Below are 18,117 nucleotides of genomic sequence, written 5' to 3' on the forward strand. Positions count from 1 at the left end.
TCGTCCTTCCTGCTCACAGCTGCGGGATGTTCGACAGCAGCGTCCGGGTGTACTCGTGGGTGGGGTTCTCGAGCACGGCGTCGACCGTCCCGCGATCGACGATGTGCCCCTTGTTGAGCACCGCGATGTGGTCGGACACGTGCCGAGCGAGCGTGATGTTGTGAGTGACGAAGAGGATCGCCAGTCCGCGCTCCTCGCGCAGCGTGTTCAGCAGCGCGATGATCGAGGCCTGGACTGACACGTCGAGCGCGCTGGTCACCTCGTCGCACACGAGCACGCTCGGCGCGTTGACGAGGGCCCGGGCGATCGCCGCGCGCTGGCGCTCGCCGCCCGAGAGGTCCCCCGGACGACGCTCGTAGAAGGAGCGCCCCAGTCGCACCGCGTCGAGCGCCTCCTCGACGACGGCCCGCCGCCCACCGCGCGGCAGCCGACGGCTGAGCTCGAGCGGGACGGTGAGCGACTGCCCGATCGTACGGCGCGGGTTCAGTGAGGAGAACGGCGACTGGAAGACGTACTGGATGCCCTGTCGGCTCTCGAGGGAGCGGCCGCGGGTCGAGCGCGCGAGCTTCTCCCCGTGCAGGCTGACGGAGCCCTCGTAGCCGTCGACGAGTCCCGCCACGCATCGGGAGAGGGTGGTCTTGCCCGATCCGGACTCCCCCAGCAGCATGAGCGACTCCCCCGGCTGCAGGGTCATGTCGATGCCGCTCAGCACGGTGTTCGACCCGAAGCGCATGCTGAGGTCCCTCACCTGCAGCAGATCGCCCCCTCGCGCACCGTCCGCCCCGTCGTCCGGCGCCGATGCGCTCTCGCCCGCGGCGGGAGGCGCGTCCCGCCCCGTCTCCGCGTACTCCAACTCCTCTGCAGTCCCGGCTCGCTGCGCGGCGCGGCCGGGCTCGGGGACCGCTCGGGTGAGCTGCTTTTGCCCCTGCAGATCGGGCACGGCCGCCAGCAGCCGACGGGTGTACGGGTGCTCGGCGTCGTGGAGCACCTTGTGGACCGGACCCTCCTCGACGAGCTCGCCGCGCAGCATGACGGCGACGCGGTCCGCGAGCTCGGCGACGACCGCGAGATCGTGGGTGATGTAGAGGCTCGCGACGTCGTGCCTGCGCGTCATGGCGCGGATGGTGTCGAGGACGTGCGCCTGCGTGGAGACGTCCAGCCCTGTGGTCGGCTCGTCGAGGACGAGCACGTCGGGCAGCATGGCGAAGGCCATGGCGATGCCGATCCGCTGCTGCTGGCCGCCGGAGAGCTGGTGCGGCCAGCGCCGCTGGTAGTCCCGCGTCGAGGGCAGCCCGACGTCCTCGAGGGCCTCGCCCACGCGGCCCTCGCGCTCCCGGGGAGAGCCGCCGTAGCCGTGGACGTCGAGGACCTCGCGGATCTGCTCGCCCACGCGCATCGCGGGGTTGAGCGAGAGGGCGGGATCCTGCGGGATGTAGGCCACGCGGGAGCCGCGCAGCGAGCGCACCTGGTCGGCGCCCAGATCCTCCATCCGCACCGGCTCGCCCTCGCGCGGGAGCAGCTCGATGCCCCCGCCGGTCCGCTCGACGCCGTCGCGATAGTGGCCCAGGCACGCGAGCCCGGCGGTGGTCTTCCCCGATCCGGATTCGCCGACCAGGCCCAGGACCTGCCCGCGCAGCAGCTCGAGGTCGATGCCGTGGAGGATCTCGTCCCCCGCGACGGCGCTCACCCGCAGTTGGTCGATCCGCAGGACAATCGAGGACGCGCCGTCGACGGCCGGGGTCGAGGCGGTGGACGGTGCGGTGCTCATAGTCCCTCCACGTTCGTCGAGGCCGTCGCCCGCGCGATGGCGTCGGCCAGCAGGTTGGTGCCGATCGTCAGCACGGCGATCGCCAGGACCGGGAGCAGGACGCCCCACGGCTGGATGCTGAGCGCGATCCGGTTCTCGTTGATCATCAGTCCCCAGTCGGCGGTGGGCGGCTGCATGCCCAGGCCCAGGAAGGACAGCGAGGCGATGGCGCCGATCGAGTAGGTCAGCCGCAGCCCGGCCTCGACGCTCAGCGGGCCGGTCACGTTCGGCACGATCTCGCGGAAGATGATGCGGCTGCGCGGCATGGCGTACATCTCGGCGGCCCGGATGTAGTCCTCGTTGATGACGTTGAGGGTCGCCGCCCGGGCGACCCTCGCCACGCGCGGTGCGTGGGTCAGGCCGATGACGGCGATCAGCACCCAGCCGTGGGAGCCGAGGACGACGATCGCGAGCATCGCGAACACGAGCTGCGGGACGGCGAGCAGCACGTCGTTGCAGCGCATGAGGATCGCGTCGAGGACCCCGCCCGCGTAGGCGGCGAGCATCCCGAACGCGGCGCCCACGATCAGGCCGATGGCCGTGGCGGCGACGGCGTAGACGACCAGCAGGGTGCCGCCGGCGAGGAACCGGGAGGCGACTGAGCGGCCCAGCTCGTCGGTCCCGAACAGGCCCCAGGACTGGAAGGGGCGGGCGGCGAACTCCGTCGGCCCGTGCCCGGTCAGCACGGGGGCGAGCGGAGGACCGGCGAAGGCCAGCACCAGGATCACCGCGGTGAGGACGATGCCGATCCGGCCCTCGGACTGCGCCCAGACGCGGTGCAGGATGGGGACGGGGCGGGAGGCCGACTCCTTGACGTCCCCCGCCTCTTCGCCCGGCACGTCGGACCGGGCGGGTCCGCCGGGGCCGCCCCCGGTGAGCGCGGCAGCAGCGGAATCGCTCATGACTGGCTCCTCAGCTTCGGATTGGACAGGATCCCGACGACGTCGGCGAGCAGGTTCACCACGACGTACACGGCCGCCACGATCATCGAGACCGCCTGGACGACCTGGACGTCGCGGAAGTTGACGGCGTCGATGAGTGCCTGGCCCATGCCGGGATAGCGGAACAGGAACTCGGCGACCACGACGCCGCCCGCCAGCCAGGCCAGCTGGATCGCGATCACCTGGGCGACGGGGCCGACCGCGTGCGGCAGCGCATGGCGCAGGATCACGCGACGTTCGGGCACGCCCTTGAGACGTGCCATCTCGACGTACCCGGAGTCGAGGACGTCGAGCATCGTCGCGCGCATCATGCGGGCGATGTACGGCGCGACCACCAGGGCAAGGGTGATGGTCGGCAGGATCATCTGCGAGGGCAGTCGCCAGGGCGCGACCCCGGGCGGGGCCATCGTCACCGCCGGCAGGACCTGGAAGACCGAGGTGGCAAGGAGCGTGACCAGCGCGATGCCGATCACGAACTCGGGCAGCGCGGCGAGCGCGAGGCTCACCCAGGTCACGGCGCTGTCACGGCGGGTGCCGTGGTGCAGCGCGGAGTAGATCCCGAAGCCGATGCCGAGCGGCACGGAGACGATCGCGGCCAGGCACATGAGCACGAGGCTCGAGACCAGGCGCTGCGAGAGCAGCGCGCTCACGGGGCCGCCCGAGGACGTCGAGTACCCGAAGTCGCCGACGAACAGCCCTCCGAGCCAGTAGAAGTATCGGACGATCGCGGGCTTGTCGAGGTCCATCTCGGCGTTGAGCGCGGCGATCCGCTCGGGCGTCGCCTGCTGGCCGAGGATGGCGCGGGCCGGATCGCCCGGCAGCAGCAGGGTCGCGCAGAAGATCACGACGGAGACGGCGAGCAGGATCGCGACCGACAGGACGAGCCTGCGCAGGATGAGTCGACGCATCAGGACACCTCCCCCAGCCACACGCGGCGGAAGGTGTACCCGGACAGGGGCAACCCCGTCGCGTTCTCCACGAGACCGACGACGTACCCCTGGTAGGCGTCGACCTGGTTGCCGAATCCCCAGATGATGTATCCGCCCTCCTCGAAGAGCTGCCTCTGCGCCTCGCGGATGAGGCTCCCGCGGGTCTTCTCGTCGAGCTCGGCGCGGATGGCGTCGATCCGCTTCGCGAACTCCTCGTCGATGAAGTGGGTCTCGTTGAACGGCGAGCCCTCGAGCACGCAGGAGACCGCCTGCGAGGTGAAGTTGCGCGTGTACCAGAAGCTCTGCGCGAAGTCCCACTGCAGGTAGTCCTCGCCGAAGAACGTGGTGGTGTCCACGCGGCGGATGCTGATCCTGATCCCGGCGTCCTTCGCCTGCTCGGCGAACACCTGCGCGGCCTCGACCGCGCCCGACTGGATCGGGGCGGTGACGAGCTCGACGTCGATGCCGTCGGGATGCCCCGCCTCGGCGAGCAGCCGCTTCGCCTCGGCGACGTCCTGCTCCCGCTGCGGGAAGTCCTTCGGGTAGTCCGGGTCCAGCGGCGCGAACATGTCGTTGCCGGCCCGGCCGTAGCCGGAGAAGACCTGCTCGATCATCTGCGGGCGGTCGACGGCCAGGCGCATGGCCTGTCGCACGCGGACGTCGTCGAAGGGCTTCACGTCCACGCGCATGGTGAAGGGCAGCCACATGCCGGTCTCGGAGTTGAGGATCTTCATCCGCTCGTCGGACCCGAGGACATCCACGAGCGCGAGCGGGATCTGGCCGATGCAGTCCACCTGGCTGGACAGCAGTGCGTTGACCATCGCGTCGGTGTCGTTGAAGTTCAGCAGCTGCACCTGGTCGAGGTAGGGCGCGCCGTCCCAGTACTCGGTGTTGGCCTTCAGCACCGTGGACTGCCCGGGATCGAAGGACGCGAGGGAGAACGGACCGGTGCCGATCGGCGCCTCCGGGTCGTATCCGCGCGGGACGATGCCCTGGGAGTACTGGCCGATGATGTCGTCCAGCGCGCTGTCGGGCTCGTGGAGGTGGAACTCGACGGTGTGGTCGTCGACCGCGACGATCTTGTCCAGGGCGGCCAGGCCCGCGGCGCCCGACTTCGGGTCGTCGGGGTCGATGATCCGCTCGAAGGTGAACACCACGTCGTCCGCCGTCAGCGGGGAGCCGTCGTGGAAGGTCACGTGCCGGCGCAGCTTCGCGGTCCAGATGGTCGCCTCAGCGTTCGGCTCGAAGGACTCGGCGAGCCGGTGCTCGAGCTGGTAGTCATCGCCGCGCAGCAGCAGCGGATCGTACAGGTTGATGACGCGGGCGGAGTCGCCGGAGTTCACGGGCGTGTGCGCGTCGACGCTGTCGGCCGACGAGCCGCCGACCAGTCCGACCCGCAGGGTTCCGCCGCGGCGCGGCTCGCCGTCCACGTCGACCTCGGGGGCCGCCGCGCGGCCGCACGCCGAGAGCAGACCCAAGGATCCGATCCCTGCGGCGCCGCCCAGCAGCGTCCTGCGGCTGGGTCCCGCCGGGACCTTGCCCGCCATTCTGCGCCCGCTCATCGCTTCCTCTCCGTCACGGTGTCTCCTCCTCGTGCGTCGATCTGGTCCGATGTCCTGCCCGGGTCCGATGTCTCGCCCGCCGCTGATGTCTCCCCTGGCACTCAGACGCCCACCGACCGTCCCGCCCACGCGGGAGCTCCGGCGAGCGCCGCCTGCGCGGCGGCACGAGTCGCGGCGGGCAGGGCCGAGGCGCGCCCCGTCCCCCGGTCGACATGGATGCCGAGCAGCTCCTCGGTGGCGACCGGCTCGCCGTCGACGGACATCTCGTGGACCAGCTGCACCTTCTTCTCCGCGATGGCGATCACGTCGCTGCGCACCTCGAGCCGGGCGTCCGGCCCGACCTCCCGGAGGTAGCGCACATGCGCCTCGACGGTGAACAGCGAGCAGCCCGTGCTCTCGCGGTACTCGGGCCCGAGGCCGAGGGCTGCCATCGCCTCGTCGGTCGCGTAGCCGAACACGAGGACGTAGTACGCCTCGGAGAGGTGGCCGTTGTAGTCGATCCACTCGGGCAGGACGGGCGTCGCGAACGTCGTGAGGCTCATGCTCTCGCCGCCGTGCCGCCTGCCCTCTCGCCGGTGCTCGCGCCCGCATCTCCGGTGCTCGCCCCCGTGCCGCCGGTCGTCGGCCTCTCGGCGGCGCCGGGGAGGGAGGCGCGCAGCTCCTGGGAGAGCCGGCGGATCGCGATGATCGAGGCGTCGCGGGCGGCGACGAGCTCGGTGAAGCTGCGTCCGGCGATCTCGTCCTCGCAGCCGTCGATGACCTTCTGGCGCAGGGCGTCGGTGAGCTCCGGGGCGGTCAGGCGGGTCCACGGCGCGAGCAGCGAGGGTCCGAAGTGGTCGAGCATGTGCGCCATGCCGCCCTCGCCGCCGGCCAGGGCGAAGGTGAGCATCGGGCCCTGCAGCGGCCAGCGCAGGCCGGGGCCGTCGGTGATCGAGCGGTCGATCTGGTCGACGGTCGCCTCGCCCGCGTCCACCATGTGCAGCGCCTCGCGCCAGAGCGCCTCCTGCAGCCGGTTGGCGATGAAGCCGGGCACCTCGCGGTCCATGCGGATCACGGACTTGCCGATCCGCTCGTAGAAGTCGGCGGCCCAGTCGACGGCGGCCGCGTCGGTCGCCTCACCGCCGACGACCTCGACGAGCGGGATCAGGTACGGCGGGTTGAAGGGGTGGCCGACGACGAGCCGGTCGGCGAGGCCCGCCTGCGAGGCCGTCGTGGCCATCTCGGTCATCGAGTACCCGGAGGTCGAGGACGCGATGACGACGTCCTGCGGGGCGGCGGCCGCGACCGATGCCAGCAGGTCCTGCTTCATGGCGAGGTCCTCGGGGGCGGACTCCTGGACGAAGCCGACGCCCTCGAGCGCCTCGGTGAGGTCGCTGTGCACGCTCCAGGCGGAGGGGTCCGCCCCCTCGGCGAGCCCGAGCTCGGTCAGGGCGGGCCAGGCGGCGTCGATCAGCCGCTCGAGCTTCTCCCCGGCCGTGGGGCTGGGGTCCCAGACGCGTACGCGCAGTCCGTGGGCGAGGAAGTAGGCGGCCCATCCGCCGCCGATCGTTCCGGCTCCGACGCATCCGACGGTGTCGATGGTTCCGGGCTCGCGCAGGGGCATGGTGTGGTGGTCTCCTCTTTCCGGGGGTGGTGCTGCTGTGTGTGGTGGTGTGGGACGGGCGTCAGTGGGCGGCGAGCCCGAGGATGTCGCGCGCCTCGTTCGGTGAGGCGACGCGAGCGCCCATGCCCTCGATGAGGGTGCGCGCGCGCTCGACCAGTTGGGCGTTGGTGGCCTTCACGCCCTTGGACAGGTAGAGGTTGTCCTCGAGCCCGACGCGCACGTGCCCTCCGGCGAGGACGGACTGCGCAACCCACGGGAGCTGATGGCGGCCGATGCCGAAGGACGTGAACTGCGCCGTGGCCGGGAGCATGTCCACCATGGCGGTGAGCAGTCCGGTGCTCACAGGCGCGCCGTAGGGGATGCCCATGCACAGCTGGTACATCGGCGGATCGTCCAGCAGCCCCTCCTCATACATGACGTTGGCGAACCAGAGGTTGCCGGTGTCGAAGATCTCGAGCTCTGGCTTCACGCCGAGCTCACGGATCCGCGCCGCGCCCTCGCGCATCATGTCGGGGGTCGAGACGTAGATGTTCGAGCCCTCGCCGAAATTCAGGGTGCCGCAGTCCAGGGTGCAGATCTCCGGGCGCAGCGCCTCGACGTGGGCGAGGCGCTCCGCCTGCGGGACCAGGTCGGTGCCGTCGAGGTGGCGGGTGGGGTCCTTCGGATCGATGACGAGGTCGCCGCCCATCCCCGCGGTCATGTTGATGACCGGGTCGACATCGGACTCGCGCACGAGGCGCGCGACCTCGGCGTAGAAGGCGGTCTCGCGCGAGCCCTGACGGGTGCGGGGGTCCCGCACGTGGATGTGGATCACGGAGGCACCGGCGCGAGCGGCGGCGATCCCGGACTCCGCGATCTCCTGAGCGGTGACCGGGACGTGCTCGCTCTTGCCCGCCGTGTCACCGGCTCCGGTGAGCGCGCAGGTGAGGATGACGTGACGGTTCATGGGGATGTCCTCGGCTTCGTGTCGTGCTGCTCTGGTCAGGGTCGTGCTGCTGGGGTCTTGCGGTCCTGCCGCGCGCGGCAGGGGGTGATCGTCGGGTCCGCCGCCGGTCCTGGCGATGCGGAGGGCAAGCGGGTGCACGGACCCGCCAGGGGAAGGCGTCAGGTCAGGGGTGGGCGGCGAGCTCGGCGTCGATGTGAGCATCGACCATGGCGAGCATCTGCTCCGGGCCGAGCAGCCCGGTGAGCACGCGGATCCCGAGCCCGTCGAAGAGCGCAGTCAGCCGCAGCACGGCGCCCTCGAGGGGCTGCTCGCGGAGGTCGCCCGAAGCGATCCCCTCCGCGACGATGTCCCGCACCGTGCTCTCCCAGCGGCCGTAGCTCTCGGCGTGGTGCGCCCGGGTCGACTCGCTGTGCGCGGAGATCGCCCAGGTCTGCGCCCAGATCGACCACTCCTCGCGGACGAGCGGCTGCTGCGGCAGCTGGATCCGCACGAGCGCGCGGAGCCGGTCGAGCGGCGGCTGGGCGGACTCAAGACCCGCGACCTGTCGGTCGTACGCGAGCTTCACGCTGTACCGCAGGGTCTCCGCGAACAACTCTTCCTTGTCCTCGAAGTGATAGTGGACCGTCGGCGGGGAGACGCCGGCGGCCGCCGCGACCTCGGAGATTCGCACCTGGGCGAATCCCCGATCGGCGAAGAGCTTCCACGCCTCCTGGACGATGCGCCGGCGCCGCAGACTGCTCGCGGCGGGCGCCTGGGACTCCCAGGCCGGCAGCGCGCTGCGCGCCGGCGCGGCCGCCGACTCCGCATCCGAGTCCGAGCCGGTGAGCAGCCAGCTGACCGTCACGCCCGTGATGGTCGCCAGGGCGAACAGCTCGTCCGGCTGGAACCGTCGAGCGCCCTTCAAGGACTTCGAGAGCTTCGTCTCCTCGAGCCGCATCTGCCAAGCGACCTCGCGCTGCGACAACCCCGACCCCTGGATCGCGGTCCGGAACCGGACCATCCGGGCATGTCGCTGGGCCGAGGCCGGTGACGGCCCGTCGCCGCCTCCGACTGCTGGCGGGCCGCTCGACCGCTGTCTCTGAGCCACGAGATCCGCGTCGCCATCCGGGACGCCTCGACGCTCGGGGGGAAGATCTCTCGATGTCACCCGGCGAGACTAGGGGCCACGTGCGGGAATCGCAAATCCTCGATTCGCCGTTAGCCAAAATCGCAAACATCATGATGTCCGAGCCAGACGCGGCGACCTCGACGAGGTAGAGCTCACGGCTCGGCTGCTGGCCGAGCGCGGCGCGCGGGAAGTGACCCGCCGCTAAGTTCGCCCCTGGGCACGGATTCGCACGCGCTCCGGGCAGACGGCTCCACTCTCACACCGTTGCGGAGTCTCCATCCCTGGCCTCATCCGCCGCACCACCACGGCCCGAGGCGCACCATGACGATCGACCGCACCCCGGCACCCTTACGCCACGAGCCAACCCCCGACACCGCGTTCTCGGCGAAGGCGGACTTCCCTCGCGGACGAGCGCGGGACGGGCCGCACCGAGCGGGGCCATGACCACGTTCGCGATTGGCGCCTCGAAGAAATCTCCGCTGAACAGCACACACCTCTCCGACTCGGGCGCCCGAGGTAGGATCGGGCCCAGATCCGTGGGGGAGTTCGGCGGCTCGACGACGAGCAGCCACCCCTCCCTGAACAGGCGTGGAGCCTTGGATGACCACCCTCGAACTCACTGACCCAGACGGCGACTGCCTCACCATCACCATCGACTGCGGATCCATCTGGATCACCTGCACCAACGACGTCGACGAGGTGACCGTCGGCCCGTTCGCTCCCAACGATCTGGGCTCGCTCTCCCGAGCCGCAGCCCGGTACTCGCGCCCGTGGGCCGAAGCCAACAAGCGGCACCCGCGACGGTGAACTAACGGTCGACCCTCGGACAACCCCGCGCACTTCTCCCCTGATGAAAAGCGCCAGTTCAGAGACGATGATCGAGTGATCGAACCTCCGCTCATCGCCGCAGCGCCCGCAGCGGAGCCCAGCACCAACTACGCCGAGCTGATCGGCACCCCATTGCTCGTCGCAGTAGCCGCGGTCATGCGTCAGTCGTCGAGGCGGGTGCTTCCGGAGTCGACGTCCACGGTGACCTCAGGCGTTTCGTGCTCGGGTCCGATGTCGAACTGGTATTCGCGGCGACCGTCGTCCCACTCGAGCTTCCAACCACGCAGGGGCCCGTCGGCCTTCTGCGAGGCCTTGTCCAGCGCGTCGTCGAAAGTCATCGGACCGGAGAGGTCGATGGCCTTCTCTGTGTCGTTGGTGCTCTCGTGCTCGGAGTGCACGACGTTCCCGCTCACGGCGTCGATCGTCACCTTGTAGTCGTCGGAGCCGGAGAGGATCTTGACGTCGTACTGCCAGGCGCCCGCCCGGGAGTCGTGGTCGAGCTCGATTGCATGGACGGTGCCCTTCCCGACCTTCTGGGTGGCGGTGTCGATGGCCGCCTGGGCGTCGATCGGGAACGTGACGTCCCGCAGGTCCGCGTCCGCGGCCGGCTGGTCGTTCACCTCTCCACCCGAGCCGCGTGCGTCAGCACCCTCGGAGGCGCCGTCCCCGTCGGAGGCGCCACCGACGTCGGACGCGGAGCTCTGCTGCGAGGTGCTCGGCGCCTTGCCCTCACCAGCGTCATCGCCGCTGTCGCTGCACGCGCCCAGTGCCGCCATGGCGAGTACGCCCGTGGCAAGGATCGCTGCGGGTCGGTGGATGCGAGTCATCATGATGCCTCCCTACATGGAATGTCGGGCGCTTCCAACGTATCCGATGGGATCAACCTCGAGAGCTCGGAGCGAGGGCGTGGTCGGAGTCCGGCCTTCGGTGGGATCGAGCGTGGCAGATGGCAGACCCCGGGGAGGCAATAGCGGGCATATCGCGACCGAGGGTTTTCAGAACGGGTTGCCAGTGGGATTCTCGCGTGATGAGGATCGCGACCTTGAACACGTGGGGCACCCGTGGTGACTGGCCCGAACGGCGCGCGGAAATGGTTCGGCAGTTCTGCGAGCTCGATCCTGACATCATCACGTTGCAGGAGACCGTCCTCCATGGCGGGCTCGATCAGGCCAGGGAGATCGTCGGGAACACGTACTTCCTAGCCCAGCAGACCGATCGTGAATCGGGCGGCCGAGGTGTGCCACCGGGTCAGGGCATCACGATCGCCAGCAGATGGCCCCTCGGGCAGGTAGTCGAGTTGAATCTCCATGTCACGGAGAGGACGGGAAACTTCGCGTGCGCTTGCTTGATCGCTGAAGTGCTCGCACCCGCACCTCTGGGGCGGGTCTGGGTCGCGAACCATTTTCCCGACTACCAGCTCGACCATGAAGTGGAACGGCAGATGCAAGCGGTCATCGTGGCTCGGGCGCTCGAGGGACTGGTTGCAGAGAAGCCAGGTCACGTGATCGTTGCAGGGGACATGGATGCCGAACCTGACTCCAGCAGCCTTCGATTCTGGGCCGGCCTTCAAGCGCTCGGCCAGATGAGCGTCTGCTACCGCAGCGTCGTCGACGCTGCAGGACGCGAAGGGAGAATTCCGACCTACGTCCCCGAGAATCCGTTCCAGGCGGACCCCGACTGGCCGTTCTGCTGCATCGATCATCTGCTCGTACGGTGCGCCAGCACCGGCCCGACTCTTCTGACGACTTCGTGCCGACGAACCTTCGACGCACCCGCTGTCAGCGACCACTACGGGCTGGTCGCCGATCTCTCCCCAGCTCCCGACACCTCGGGGATCGAACACTGAAGCAAAGCCTGCGAGCGAAAAAAGTGAAGTCTGAGCGAGCCTCACGGCCAAGGCAGGTGGGGCCCGCGATGGAAGGACGGGGCCCGGCGCTTCGGGAAGCCCTCGACGAGGAAGCGCCCCCGCCTCCCGGAGGAGATGGGGGCGCTCAGGGTTGCGGGAGTGGCTGCTCTCGCGACGCGGGGACCTCTCCGACGGTCCACAGAAGAAGCCACCTGACGAGGATGCTACGCCCGAGTTGAGAGCGCTGGTGGTTGAGTGCGAGAGAGCGCTCCCCCTACCTGCAGCACGTCCATTGTGGCGGATTCCCGATGATGGTTACCGAGCGGTCACCGCAGGGGCTACGCTTCGCCTCACCGGCCGCCTCGATGGGGGTCAAGACGGCCGGCGCACCCCATCACCGGGGAGGTCCAGGACCGTGTCATCGGGGGTGGTTCCGGACCTGGCGACCGTGGTGCTCCTCTGCTCGACGAAGCGGAGGAGCACCACGGTTACCTCAAGGTAACCCATGTCGCTCATATGCGCATATGATGTTCAACATCCGATTCGGACGGTTCCCTCGCGGCACTGCTTCTCGATGCCCGCCAATCAATGGAGCCGGCCGGCGATCTTGAAGGCATCGTCGAGAGGCATCATCGACCTGGTCTTCGCGGCGAGGTGCGTCCCGGCGTCCGTGACGTACCGGTCGACCTGGAGGATGAAGCCGTCACGGGAAAGGTGGACTGCGCCCTCGGCCCGCGAATGGTCGCTGAACAGGATGACGACATCAGTGTGGATCGAGAGGAAGGGGTCCTCTCGATCAGCGTGCAGCTGAGCGCCTGGAAAGAGGTGGGTGTGGCTCGCGTGGAGGGCGACGATGTCATCCATTGGCGAAGGCTACTCCTGGAGGCCTTCGCAAAGCGGTGCCCCCGCCCGGGCTTCAAGGACAGGAGGGGGCACCGACATCGAGTCTACTGGTTGGACGGGCTGAGCATCACGCGAACGCTGCGGCACGCGGGAAGCGCCCCACTCCAAAGGGGCTGGGGCGCTCGTCGAGCGGAGCGACGATCCCGCACGAGGCGGCCAGTCCCTGTCACGGAACTCCCGATAGCCGCCAGCGGCAAAGGCACGCCACTGCTGCACGCGGGCTGACCTTTTCTCGGTCCATGCCCCCAGCGTGGGGTCCTAGTCCTCCCGTTGGCGGTTATCTGGACCGAGTGACGGCGCGTCCGACAAGGCGAGAAGAGCCCATCTCCCACTGCATCCGGGGCGTCCGCGACCGCCGAAGAAGAGGGCTGCGCAGGTATATGGGGCCGTGCCTCCATCGGTTCCGGAGCCGATTGTCAGGTGTGCAACGAGGTCTTGTGTGTCTTGACGTTGTGGTCGCCGGGGTAGGGATAGAAGGAACGGGCCTCTGACCGGCACGATGGGTGGTGCTGAAGCCATGCATCTGCTGGGAGATGCCCCGTTCCATGGCCCACCGTATGCCCCGCTGACCACTGTCAGAAGACACCGTGCCGTCACCCAGGTGATCGAGCGCGGACGCCCAATCGCCCACGTCGCCTCGGAGTTCCGTATCGCCCGAGCCACGCTGTCGAAGTGGGTGCCTCGCTATCGGGCGAACGGAGCACCAGCGCTTGAGGACCACTCCAGCGCCCTTGGTCAGGTGCGCGGGGAAAAACGGCTGCACGTTCGAGTCGATCATGCGCAGCGGGGTGTCACCGGGTGCGTACGTTCGTACTCACTATGAGTACGATCGTACGGCGCTGTGGCGAGTCGTCGCGTTCTCCCTGCGCCGTCACGCGCTTCCCGAAAGGCGGTCTCCACACCGTGTATTCGCTCCTTCTCGCCATGATCTACGTCGCCTTCATCAGTCTCGGGCTCCCGGACTCGCTGGTAGGGGCAGGCTGGCCCGTCATGCACCGTGACCTGGGCGTTCCCGTGGGTTTTGCTGGCATCATCACGATGATCATCGCCAGCGGCACCATAGTCTCGAGCCTCGCCTCGGAGCGGGCCACCCGCAGGTTCGGCACCGGCGCGGTGACAGCCGTCAGCGTCGGCATGACCGCGGCCGCCCTTCTGGGGTTCTCCTATTCCGAGTCGTTCTGGATGCTGTGCCTATGGGCGATCCCGTACGGGCTCGGCGCGGGTGCGGTCGACGCCGCTCTCAACAACTATGTGGCCCTGCACTACGCCGCGCGGCATATGAACTGGCTGCACAGCTTCTGGGGGGTCGGCGCGTCGATCAGCCCCTTCATCATGAGCCGCACCCTCACCGCCGGTCTGGGCTGGTCCAGTGCTTATCTCATCGTCGGCGCCATCCAGGCCGTCCTCACAGTGCTGCTGATCATCACCCTCCCGCTATGGGGCAGGGTCAACCGCATCGCCCCGGATCGCTATGGGAGCGCGCACCGTGAGGACCCCGACGCCGCGCCCGCGGCATCAGGACGTGGCAGCACGCACGTCCCGCTCGCTCGGGCCCTCCGGATCCCGGGGGTGCTCCTAATGCTGGCCGCCTTCTTCGCCTACTGCGCCCTCGAGAGCACCACGATCCTCTGGGCATCGACGTACCTCGCCACCGATCGGGGCGCCGCCGCCGCCACGGCCGCCGCCTTCGGCGCGCTCTTCCTGCTGGGCATCACCGCCGGGAGGTTCCTCGCCGGGTTCTTCGCCGACCGGATCGGCGACCGGCACCTGATCCGCGGCGGCTTCATCAGTGTCGTCGCGGCCGCGGTGATGGTCGTGCTGCCTCTCGGGACTCCCGTGCTCGCCCTCGCTGGGCTCGTGCTGGCGGGGCTCGGATGCGCTCCCATCTATCCCGCGATCATCCACTCCACGCCGGCAAACTTCGGCCGGCGCAACTCACAGGCCATCATCGGCATCCAGATGGCCGCCGCCTACACCGGCTCCACCCTTGCACCGCCGCTCTTCGGAGCAGTCTCCACCTGGACAGGCATGTGGATCTTTCCGCTGCTTCTGGCCCTCCTGGCGGGTCTCGGCCTGGTCATGTCCGAACGGCTCAACCGGCTCATCGGGGACCGCCAGGAGTGGCACAGCTTGTGACACACGAAGCCGGTCACTCGCTGCCTGTGGGTGCCTTCCTCACGGGGCCCCTGCAACCAGATGTCATGTCGACCCCTCGCCTGGCGGAGTTCGGCGATACTGCCCGCGACTCAGCGCGCTGTCGCAGCTCTCCATCAGCTCGAGACGCCAAGGGGTCATCAACACCGACCTGAGTCCCTACACCTTCCTGCTGGACGAGGCCACCGACCGCGTAGGGAACATGGTTGGGCAGGCAGCGAGGCGGGACCAATCCACTACGACATCGCCTCTGCGGTGATGTGCTCGGAGGACTCCGGCTCAGCCAGCCCTTTCGGGAACTCGGCCCCATTGGGGCAGAGGTTGTCTCCGAGCCGCCGTGCAGGCGGACTACTTCGGTGAACGTGTCCTCACCCAGGACATGACCGGCATCGAGGATCTTGACGAGAATGCAGCGGCCTGAACGATGCTCGGAGCCGCTTCAATGCCCCTGAGGACGTCTCGGCATAGTCTCAATGATTCATCGAGTGCAGGGGCGCCTCCCTTGCCCTGCGGCAGCACTGGCTCACGCCCTGTGCGAGCACGCCCCATACTCGACCCCGAGACCCCATGACGCGGTGTCCACGCACCACACACGTCCGCCCTCATCCCCATCCCCATCGAGGTGCCCATGACCACGACCACCGCCTCCCGCTGGCGGCTGCTGCCGATGCGCCCCCGCGACCCCCACGAGGAGGGACGGGCAGGCTCGTCGCTCGAGCTGTTCTTCGACCTGGTCTTCGTGATCGCCGTGAGCATCGCGGGCGTCCAGCTCCACCACGCCCTCGCCGAGTCGCACGTGGCCGGCGGCGTGGGCCACTACGCGATGGCGCTGTTCGCGATCTGGTGGGCGTGGATGAACTTCACCTGGTTCGCCACCTCGTTCGACACCGACGACTGGCTCTACCGGGTGCTCACCATCGCCCAGATGGGCGGCGTGATGGTGGTCGCCGCGGGCATCGGCCCCGTCTTCGAGCACGATTCCTTCGGCGTGATGATCGCCGGGTACGTCGTCATGCGCCTGTCGATGGTCGTGCAGTGGCTGCGGGCGGCGGCGACGCCGTCCTCGACGGGCGAGGCGCGGCGAGCGGCCCTCCACTACGCCGTCGGCATCGCGATCGTCCAGGTGCTCTGGGTGCTCATGCTCCTGCTGCCGCACGGCCTGCTGATCCCGGCGGTCGTCCTCCTGATCCTCGCGGAAATCAGCGTTCCCGTCATCGCGGAGCAGCGCGGGCGCACCCCCTGGCATCCCGAGCACATCACCGAGCGCTACGGCGGATTCACCCTGATCCTGCTGGGAGAGAGCCTGCTCGCGTCCTCCCACGCGATCATCGAGGCGCGCGACGCGGAGGTCCCGCTCGCGGACCTGGTCCCGCTCGGCGCGATGTGCCTGATCGTGACCGCCGCGCTGTGGTGGATCTACTTCTGGCCGCCCCACCACGAGGCGATCGGCTCGCTGCGCAGCTCCCTGCTCTACGGCTACTGCCACTACGTGATCTTCGCGGCCGCGGGCGCATTCTCCGTGGGCGTCGAGCTCGAGGTCGATGTCGCCATGGGCGAGTCGGAGATCGGCCCGACGGCCGCCGCGTACGCGGTCTCCCTGCCGATCGCGATCTTCCTGGTGGGCATGTGGTGCGTGGTGATCCGCCGCTCGGCCGACGCCGTGGTGAGCGCCTCGATCGCGCTCGCGGTGCTCGTGGTGCTGATCGATCCGCTGGTGCCCCTGCCCATCGCCCTCACCACGATCGTCATGGTGCTGCTCGTCGCGGTGATGGTCTGGCGCAGGCCGCGGACGTCGGCCCGCTGATCCGTCGGCCCACGGACCCACGGACGCACGGACCCAAGAACCAGCTGACGCTCGGACCAGCTGAGCCGCTCTCGCTCCGGGCCGTCCTCGCCGAGCCCCTAGGCGCTCACACCTGCGCGTGCAGCTCCTGCAGCAGCGCCCGGGCGCCGCGCGTGCGCAGCACGTCGAGGGCGTGGAGGTACGGCGTCGTGAAGGCCTCATGCTCGACGAGGTCGCCGAACAGCTCCGCATCGCGCAGGAACGCGAGGTGGTCCTCGTCGTGCTTCGCGGCGGCGCCCATGACACGGTCGTGCAGACGGTCGACGACGGGCCACTCCTCGCCGTTCTCCCCCGTGCCCTCGGCATAGCGGGCCCAGGAGGCGACGATCGCCGCGCATGCGCTCACGTCGCGCCCGGCCTCGAGGTTCTCCTGGATCACGGGCACCATCCAGGTGGGGATGCGGTCGCTGGACTCGGCGGCGAGGCGGGCGAGGGTGTCGCGCACGTGCGCGTTGGAGAAGCGCGCCATGAGCTCGTCCTTGTAGGCGTCGAGGTCGATGCCGGGGACGTCGGGGACCGTGGGCGTGCCCTCCCGGTCCATGTACAGGGTGCGGGTGAAGGGGGCGAGGTCCTCGTCCTGCGCGGCCTCGTGGGCGAAGGTCTGCCCGAGCAGCAGCCCGAAGTAGGCGATGGCCTGGTGGGAGCAGTTGAGCAGGCGCAGCTTCATGAGCTCGTAGGGCTCGACGTCCTCGACCATCTGCACTCCCACCTCCTCCCAGGCCGGGCGGCCCAGGGGGAAGGAGTCCTCGAGCACCCACTGCACGAAGTCCTCGCTGACCACGGGCCAGGCGTCCTGGACGTCGTACTCGCGGGAGATCATCTCGATGTCGGACTCGGCGGTCACCGGGGTGATGCGGTCGACCATGCAGTTGGGGAAGGCGACGTGCTCGTCGATCCACGGGGCCATGGGCGCATCGCCGTGCAGGCCGGACTCGTCGCGCAGCTGCGCGTAGGCGAGGATCATGCGCTTGGCGAGGTCGCCGTTGCCGCGCACGTTGTCGCAGGACATCACCGTGAACGGGGGTGTGCCGGCCTCGCGGCGGCGGCGCAGCGCCTCGACGACGAAGCCGAACATCGTCTGCGGGTGGCCGACGGGCGCGTCCCCGCCGTCGGCTGCACCGCCGACCCCGCTCCCCTCGCCGCCGAAGGCGGTGCGCAGGTCCTCTGCGACGGCGGGCGTCTCGCGCTGGAACTCGCCGGTCGAGGGGTTGTAGTTGTAGCCGCCCTCGGTGACGGTGAGGGAGACGATGCGGGTGCTCGCCTCGCTCATGCGCGCGAGCACGGCCTCCGGGTCGTCGGGCGCGAAGAGGTACTCGGCGATCGAGCCGATCACCCGCGGGTCCTGGGTGCCGTCGGGCGCCTTCGTGACCAGGGTGTACAGCCCGTCCTGCGCGCCGAGCGCGTCGCGCATGCGCGCATCGCCGGGAAGCAGGCCCACGCCGCACAGCGCCCAGTCGCGGTCGCGGCCGGCGCGCATGAGGCGGTCCAGGAACATCGCCTGGTGGGCGCGGTGGAAGCCGCCGACGCCGAAGTGGACGATGCCGACGGACCTCTCCTCGAGCGGGACATCGGGGACCGGGATCCGGCCTGCGGCCGCGATCTCGGGCAGGGCGGCGGCGTTCAGGGAGGTCATGACGCATCCTTCGT

15 protein-coding genes and 1 pseudogene are annotated in these 18,117 nt (G+C 69.4%); 5 read left to right on the forward strand and 11 right to left on the reverse strand.

Annotated features, from left to right (window positions below):
* Nucleotides 1-13: 13 nt before the first annotated feature.
* The 8 genes from FHG10_RS06490 to FHG10_RS06525 form a co-directional block, all read right to left on the reverse strand.
* The gene (locus FHG10_RS06490) at nt 14-1,768 is read right to left on the reverse strand and encodes an ABC transporter ATP-binding protein (RefSeq protein WP_152352485.1); all 1,755 of its coding nucleotides are present in this window, start codon (nt 1,766-1,768) and stop codon (nt 14-16) included.
* Nucleotides 1,765-2,709 (reverse strand): ABC transporter permease, encoded by a 945-nt coding sequence (locus FHG10_RS06495; RefSeq protein ID WP_152352486.1) that lies wholly within the window; start codon nt 2,707-2,709, stop codon nt 1,765-1,767. The genes FHG10_RS06490 and FHG10_RS06495 overlap by 4 nt, the downstream gene beginning before the upstream one ends.
* Entirely contained in the window at nt 2,706-3,656 is a 951-nt protein-coding gene (locus FHG10_RS06500) for an ABC transporter permease (protein WP_152352487.1), read from the reverse strand. The genes FHG10_RS06495 and FHG10_RS06500 overlap by 4 nt, the downstream gene beginning before the upstream one ends.
* Nucleotides 3,656-5,239: an ABC transporter substrate-binding protein gene (locus FHG10_RS06505; RefSeq protein WP_152352488.1), complete on the reverse strand. Its 1,584-nt coding sequence runs from the start codon at nt 5,237-5,239 to the stop codon at nt 3,656-3,658. The genes FHG10_RS06500 and FHG10_RS06505 overlap by 1 nt, the downstream gene beginning before the upstream one ends.
* A 101-nt stretch (nt 5,240-5,340) precedes the next feature.
* Nucleotides 5,341-5,781 (reverse strand): thioesterase family protein, encoded by a 441-nt coding sequence (locus tag FHG10_RS06510; protein WP_152352489.1) that lies wholly within the window; start codon nt 5,779-5,781, stop codon nt 5,341-5,343.
* On the reverse strand, nt 5,778-6,842 hold the full coding sequence (locus FHG10_RS06515; RefSeq protein WP_152352490.1) for a 3-hydroxyacyl-CoA dehydrogenase NAD-binding domain-containing protein: 1,065 nt from the start codon (nt 6,840-6,842) through the stop codon (nt 5,778-5,780). Before FHG10_RS06515 ends, FHG10_RS06510 begins: the two co-directional genes overlap by 4 nt.
* A 61-nt stretch (nt 6,843-6,903) precedes the next feature.
* Entirely contained in the window at nt 6,904-7,788 is an 885-nt protein-coding gene (locus tag FHG10_RS06520; RefSeq protein WP_152352491.1) for a BKACE family enzyme, read from the reverse strand.
* Between the two features lie 163 nt (nt 7,789-7,951).
* On the reverse strand, nt 7,952-8,725 hold the full coding sequence (locus FHG10_RS06525) for a TetR/AcrR family transcriptional regulator (RefSeq protein ID WP_227488075.1): 774 nt from the start codon (nt 8,723-8,725) through the stop codon (nt 7,952-7,954).
* Between the two features lie 771 nt (nt 8,726-9,496).
* Here FHG10_RS06525 and FHG10_RS06530 point away from each other — a divergent pair.
* Complete coding sequence (locus FHG10_RS06530; protein ID WP_152352493.1) at nt 9,497-9,703, forward strand: hypothetical protein; 207 nt, start codon at nt 9,497-9,499, stop codon at nt 9,701-9,703.
* A 182-nt stretch (nt 9,704-9,885) separates the two neighbouring features.
* Here the strand turns inward: FHG10_RS06530 and FHG10_RS06535 are convergent, their stop codons facing one another.
* A complete protein-coding gene (locus FHG10_RS06535; RefSeq protein ID WP_152352494.1) occupies nt 9,886-10,554 on the reverse strand; it encodes a PepSY domain-containing protein in 669 nt (222 codons plus the stop codon).
* 197 nt (nt 10,555-10,751) lie between these two features.
* Between FHG10_RS06535 and FHG10_RS06540 the strand changes: the two genes are divergently transcribed.
* A complete protein-coding gene (locus tag FHG10_RS06540) occupies nt 10,752-11,570 on the forward strand; it encodes an endonuclease/exonuclease/phosphatase family protein (RefSeq protein WP_193636215.1) in 819 nt (272 codons plus the stop codon).
* 585 nt (nt 11,571-12,155) lie between these two features.
* On the opposite strand, the gene FHG10_RS06545 is transcribed toward FHG10_RS06540, so the two are convergent.
* Nucleotides 12,156-12,434 carry a hypothetical protein gene (locus FHG10_RS06545; RefSeq protein ID WP_152352496.1) on the reverse strand — a complete coding sequence of 93 codons (279 nt, stop codon included), beginning with the start codon at nt 12,432-12,434 and terminating at the stop codon, nt 12,156-12,158.
* Between the two features lie 556 nt (nt 12,435-12,990).
* On the opposite strand from FHG10_RS06545, the pseudogene FHG10_RS06550 reads away from it, so the two are divergent.
* The 3 genes and pseudogenes from FHG10_RS06550 to FHG10_RS06560 form a co-directional block, all read left to right on the forward strand.
* Nucleotides 12,991-13,203, forward strand: a pseudogene (locus FHG10_RS06550) (helix-turn-helix domain-containing protein); the annotation flags it as partial.
* 89 nt (nt 13,204-13,292) lie between these two features.
* The gene (locus FHG10_RS06555) at nt 13,293-14,609 is read left to right on the forward strand and encodes an MFS transporter (RefSeq protein WP_152352497.1); all 1,317 of its coding nucleotides are present in this window, start codon (nt 13,293-13,295) and stop codon (nt 14,607-14,609) included.
* Between the two features lie 646 nt (nt 14,610-15,255).
* The gene (locus FHG10_RS06560) at nt 15,256-16,431 is read left to right on the forward strand and encodes a low temperature requirement protein A (protein WP_227488076.1); all 1,176 of its coding nucleotides are present in this window, start codon (nt 15,256-15,258) and stop codon (nt 16,429-16,431) included.
* A 106-nt stretch (nt 16,432-16,537) separates the two neighbouring features.
* On the opposite strand, the gene FHG10_RS06565 is transcribed toward FHG10_RS06560, so the two are convergent.
* On the reverse strand, nt 16,538-18,103 hold the full coding sequence (locus tag FHG10_RS06565; protein WP_152352498.1) for a mannitol dehydrogenase family protein: 1,566 nt from the start codon (nt 18,101-18,103) through the stop codon (nt 16,538-16,540).
* Nucleotides 18,104-18,117: the final 14 nt, after the last annotated feature.

The sequence above is a fragment of the Brachybacterium subflavum genome (assembly GCF_009299795.1).
Classification (GTDB): domain Bacteria; phylum Actinomycetota; class Actinomycetes; order Actinomycetales; family Dermabacteraceae; genus Brachybacterium; species Brachybacterium subflavum.

Bases quoted from the DNA above. Each gene is read 5' to 3' on its own strand.
- FHG10_RS06490 (WP_152352485.1), bottom strand. From the start codon at position 1,768: ATGAGCACCGCACCGTCCACCGCCTCGACCCCGGCCGTCGACGGCGCG.
- FHG10_RS06495 (WP_152352486.1), bottom strand. From the start codon at position 2,709: ATGAGCGATTCCGCTGCTGCCGCGCTCACCGGGGGCGGCCCCGGCGGA.
- FHG10_RS06500 (WP_152352487.1), bottom strand. From the start codon at position 3,656: ATGCGTCGACTCATCCTGCGCAGGCTCGTCCTGTCGGTCGCGATCCTG.
- FHG10_RS06505 (WP_152352488.1), bottom strand. From the start codon at position 5,239: ATGAGCGGGCGCAGAATGGCGGGCAAGGTCCCGGCGGGACCCAGCCGC.
- FHG10_RS06510 (WP_152352489.1), bottom strand. From the start codon at position 5,781: ATGAGCCTCACGACGTTCGCGACGCCCGTCCTGCCCGAGTGGATCGAC.
- FHG10_RS06515 (WP_152352490.1), bottom strand. From the start codon at position 6,842: ATGCCCCTGCGCGAGCCCGGAACCATCGACACCGTCGGATGCGTCGGA.
- FHG10_RS06520 (WP_152352491.1), bottom strand. From the start codon at position 7,788: ATGAACCGTCACGTCATCCTCACCTGCGCGCTCACCGGAGCCGGTGAC.
- FHG10_RS06525 (WP_227488075.1), bottom strand. From the start codon at position 8,725: ATGCGGCTCGAGGAGACGAAGCTCTCGAAGTCCTTGAAGGGCGCTCGA.
- FHG10_RS06530 (WP_152352493.1), top strand. From the start codon at position 9,497: ATGACCACCCTCGAACTCACTGACCCAGACGGCGACTGCCTCACCATC.
- FHG10_RS06535 (WP_152352494.1), bottom strand. From the start codon at position 10,554: ATGATGACTCGCATCCACCGACCCGCAGCGATCCTTGCCACGGGCGTA.
- FHG10_RS06540 (WP_193636215.1), top strand. From the start codon at position 10,752: ATGAGGATCGCGACCTTGAACACGTGGGGCACCCGTGGTGACTGGCCC.
- FHG10_RS06545 (WP_152352496.1), bottom strand. From the start codon at position 12,434: ATGGATGACATCGTCGCCCTCCACGCGAGCCACACCCACCTCTTTCCA.
- FHG10_RS06555 (WP_152352497.1), top strand. From the start codon at position 13,293: ATGAGTACGATCGTACGGCGCTGTGGCGAGTCGTCGCGTTCTCCCTGC.
- FHG10_RS06560 (WP_227488076.1), top strand. From the start codon at position 15,256: ATGACCACGACCACCGCCTCCCGCTGGCGGCTGCTGCCGATGCGCCCC.
- FHG10_RS06565 (WP_152352498.1), bottom strand. From the start codon at position 18,103: ATGACCTCCCTGAACGCCGCCGCCCTGCCCGAGATCGCGGCCGCAGGC.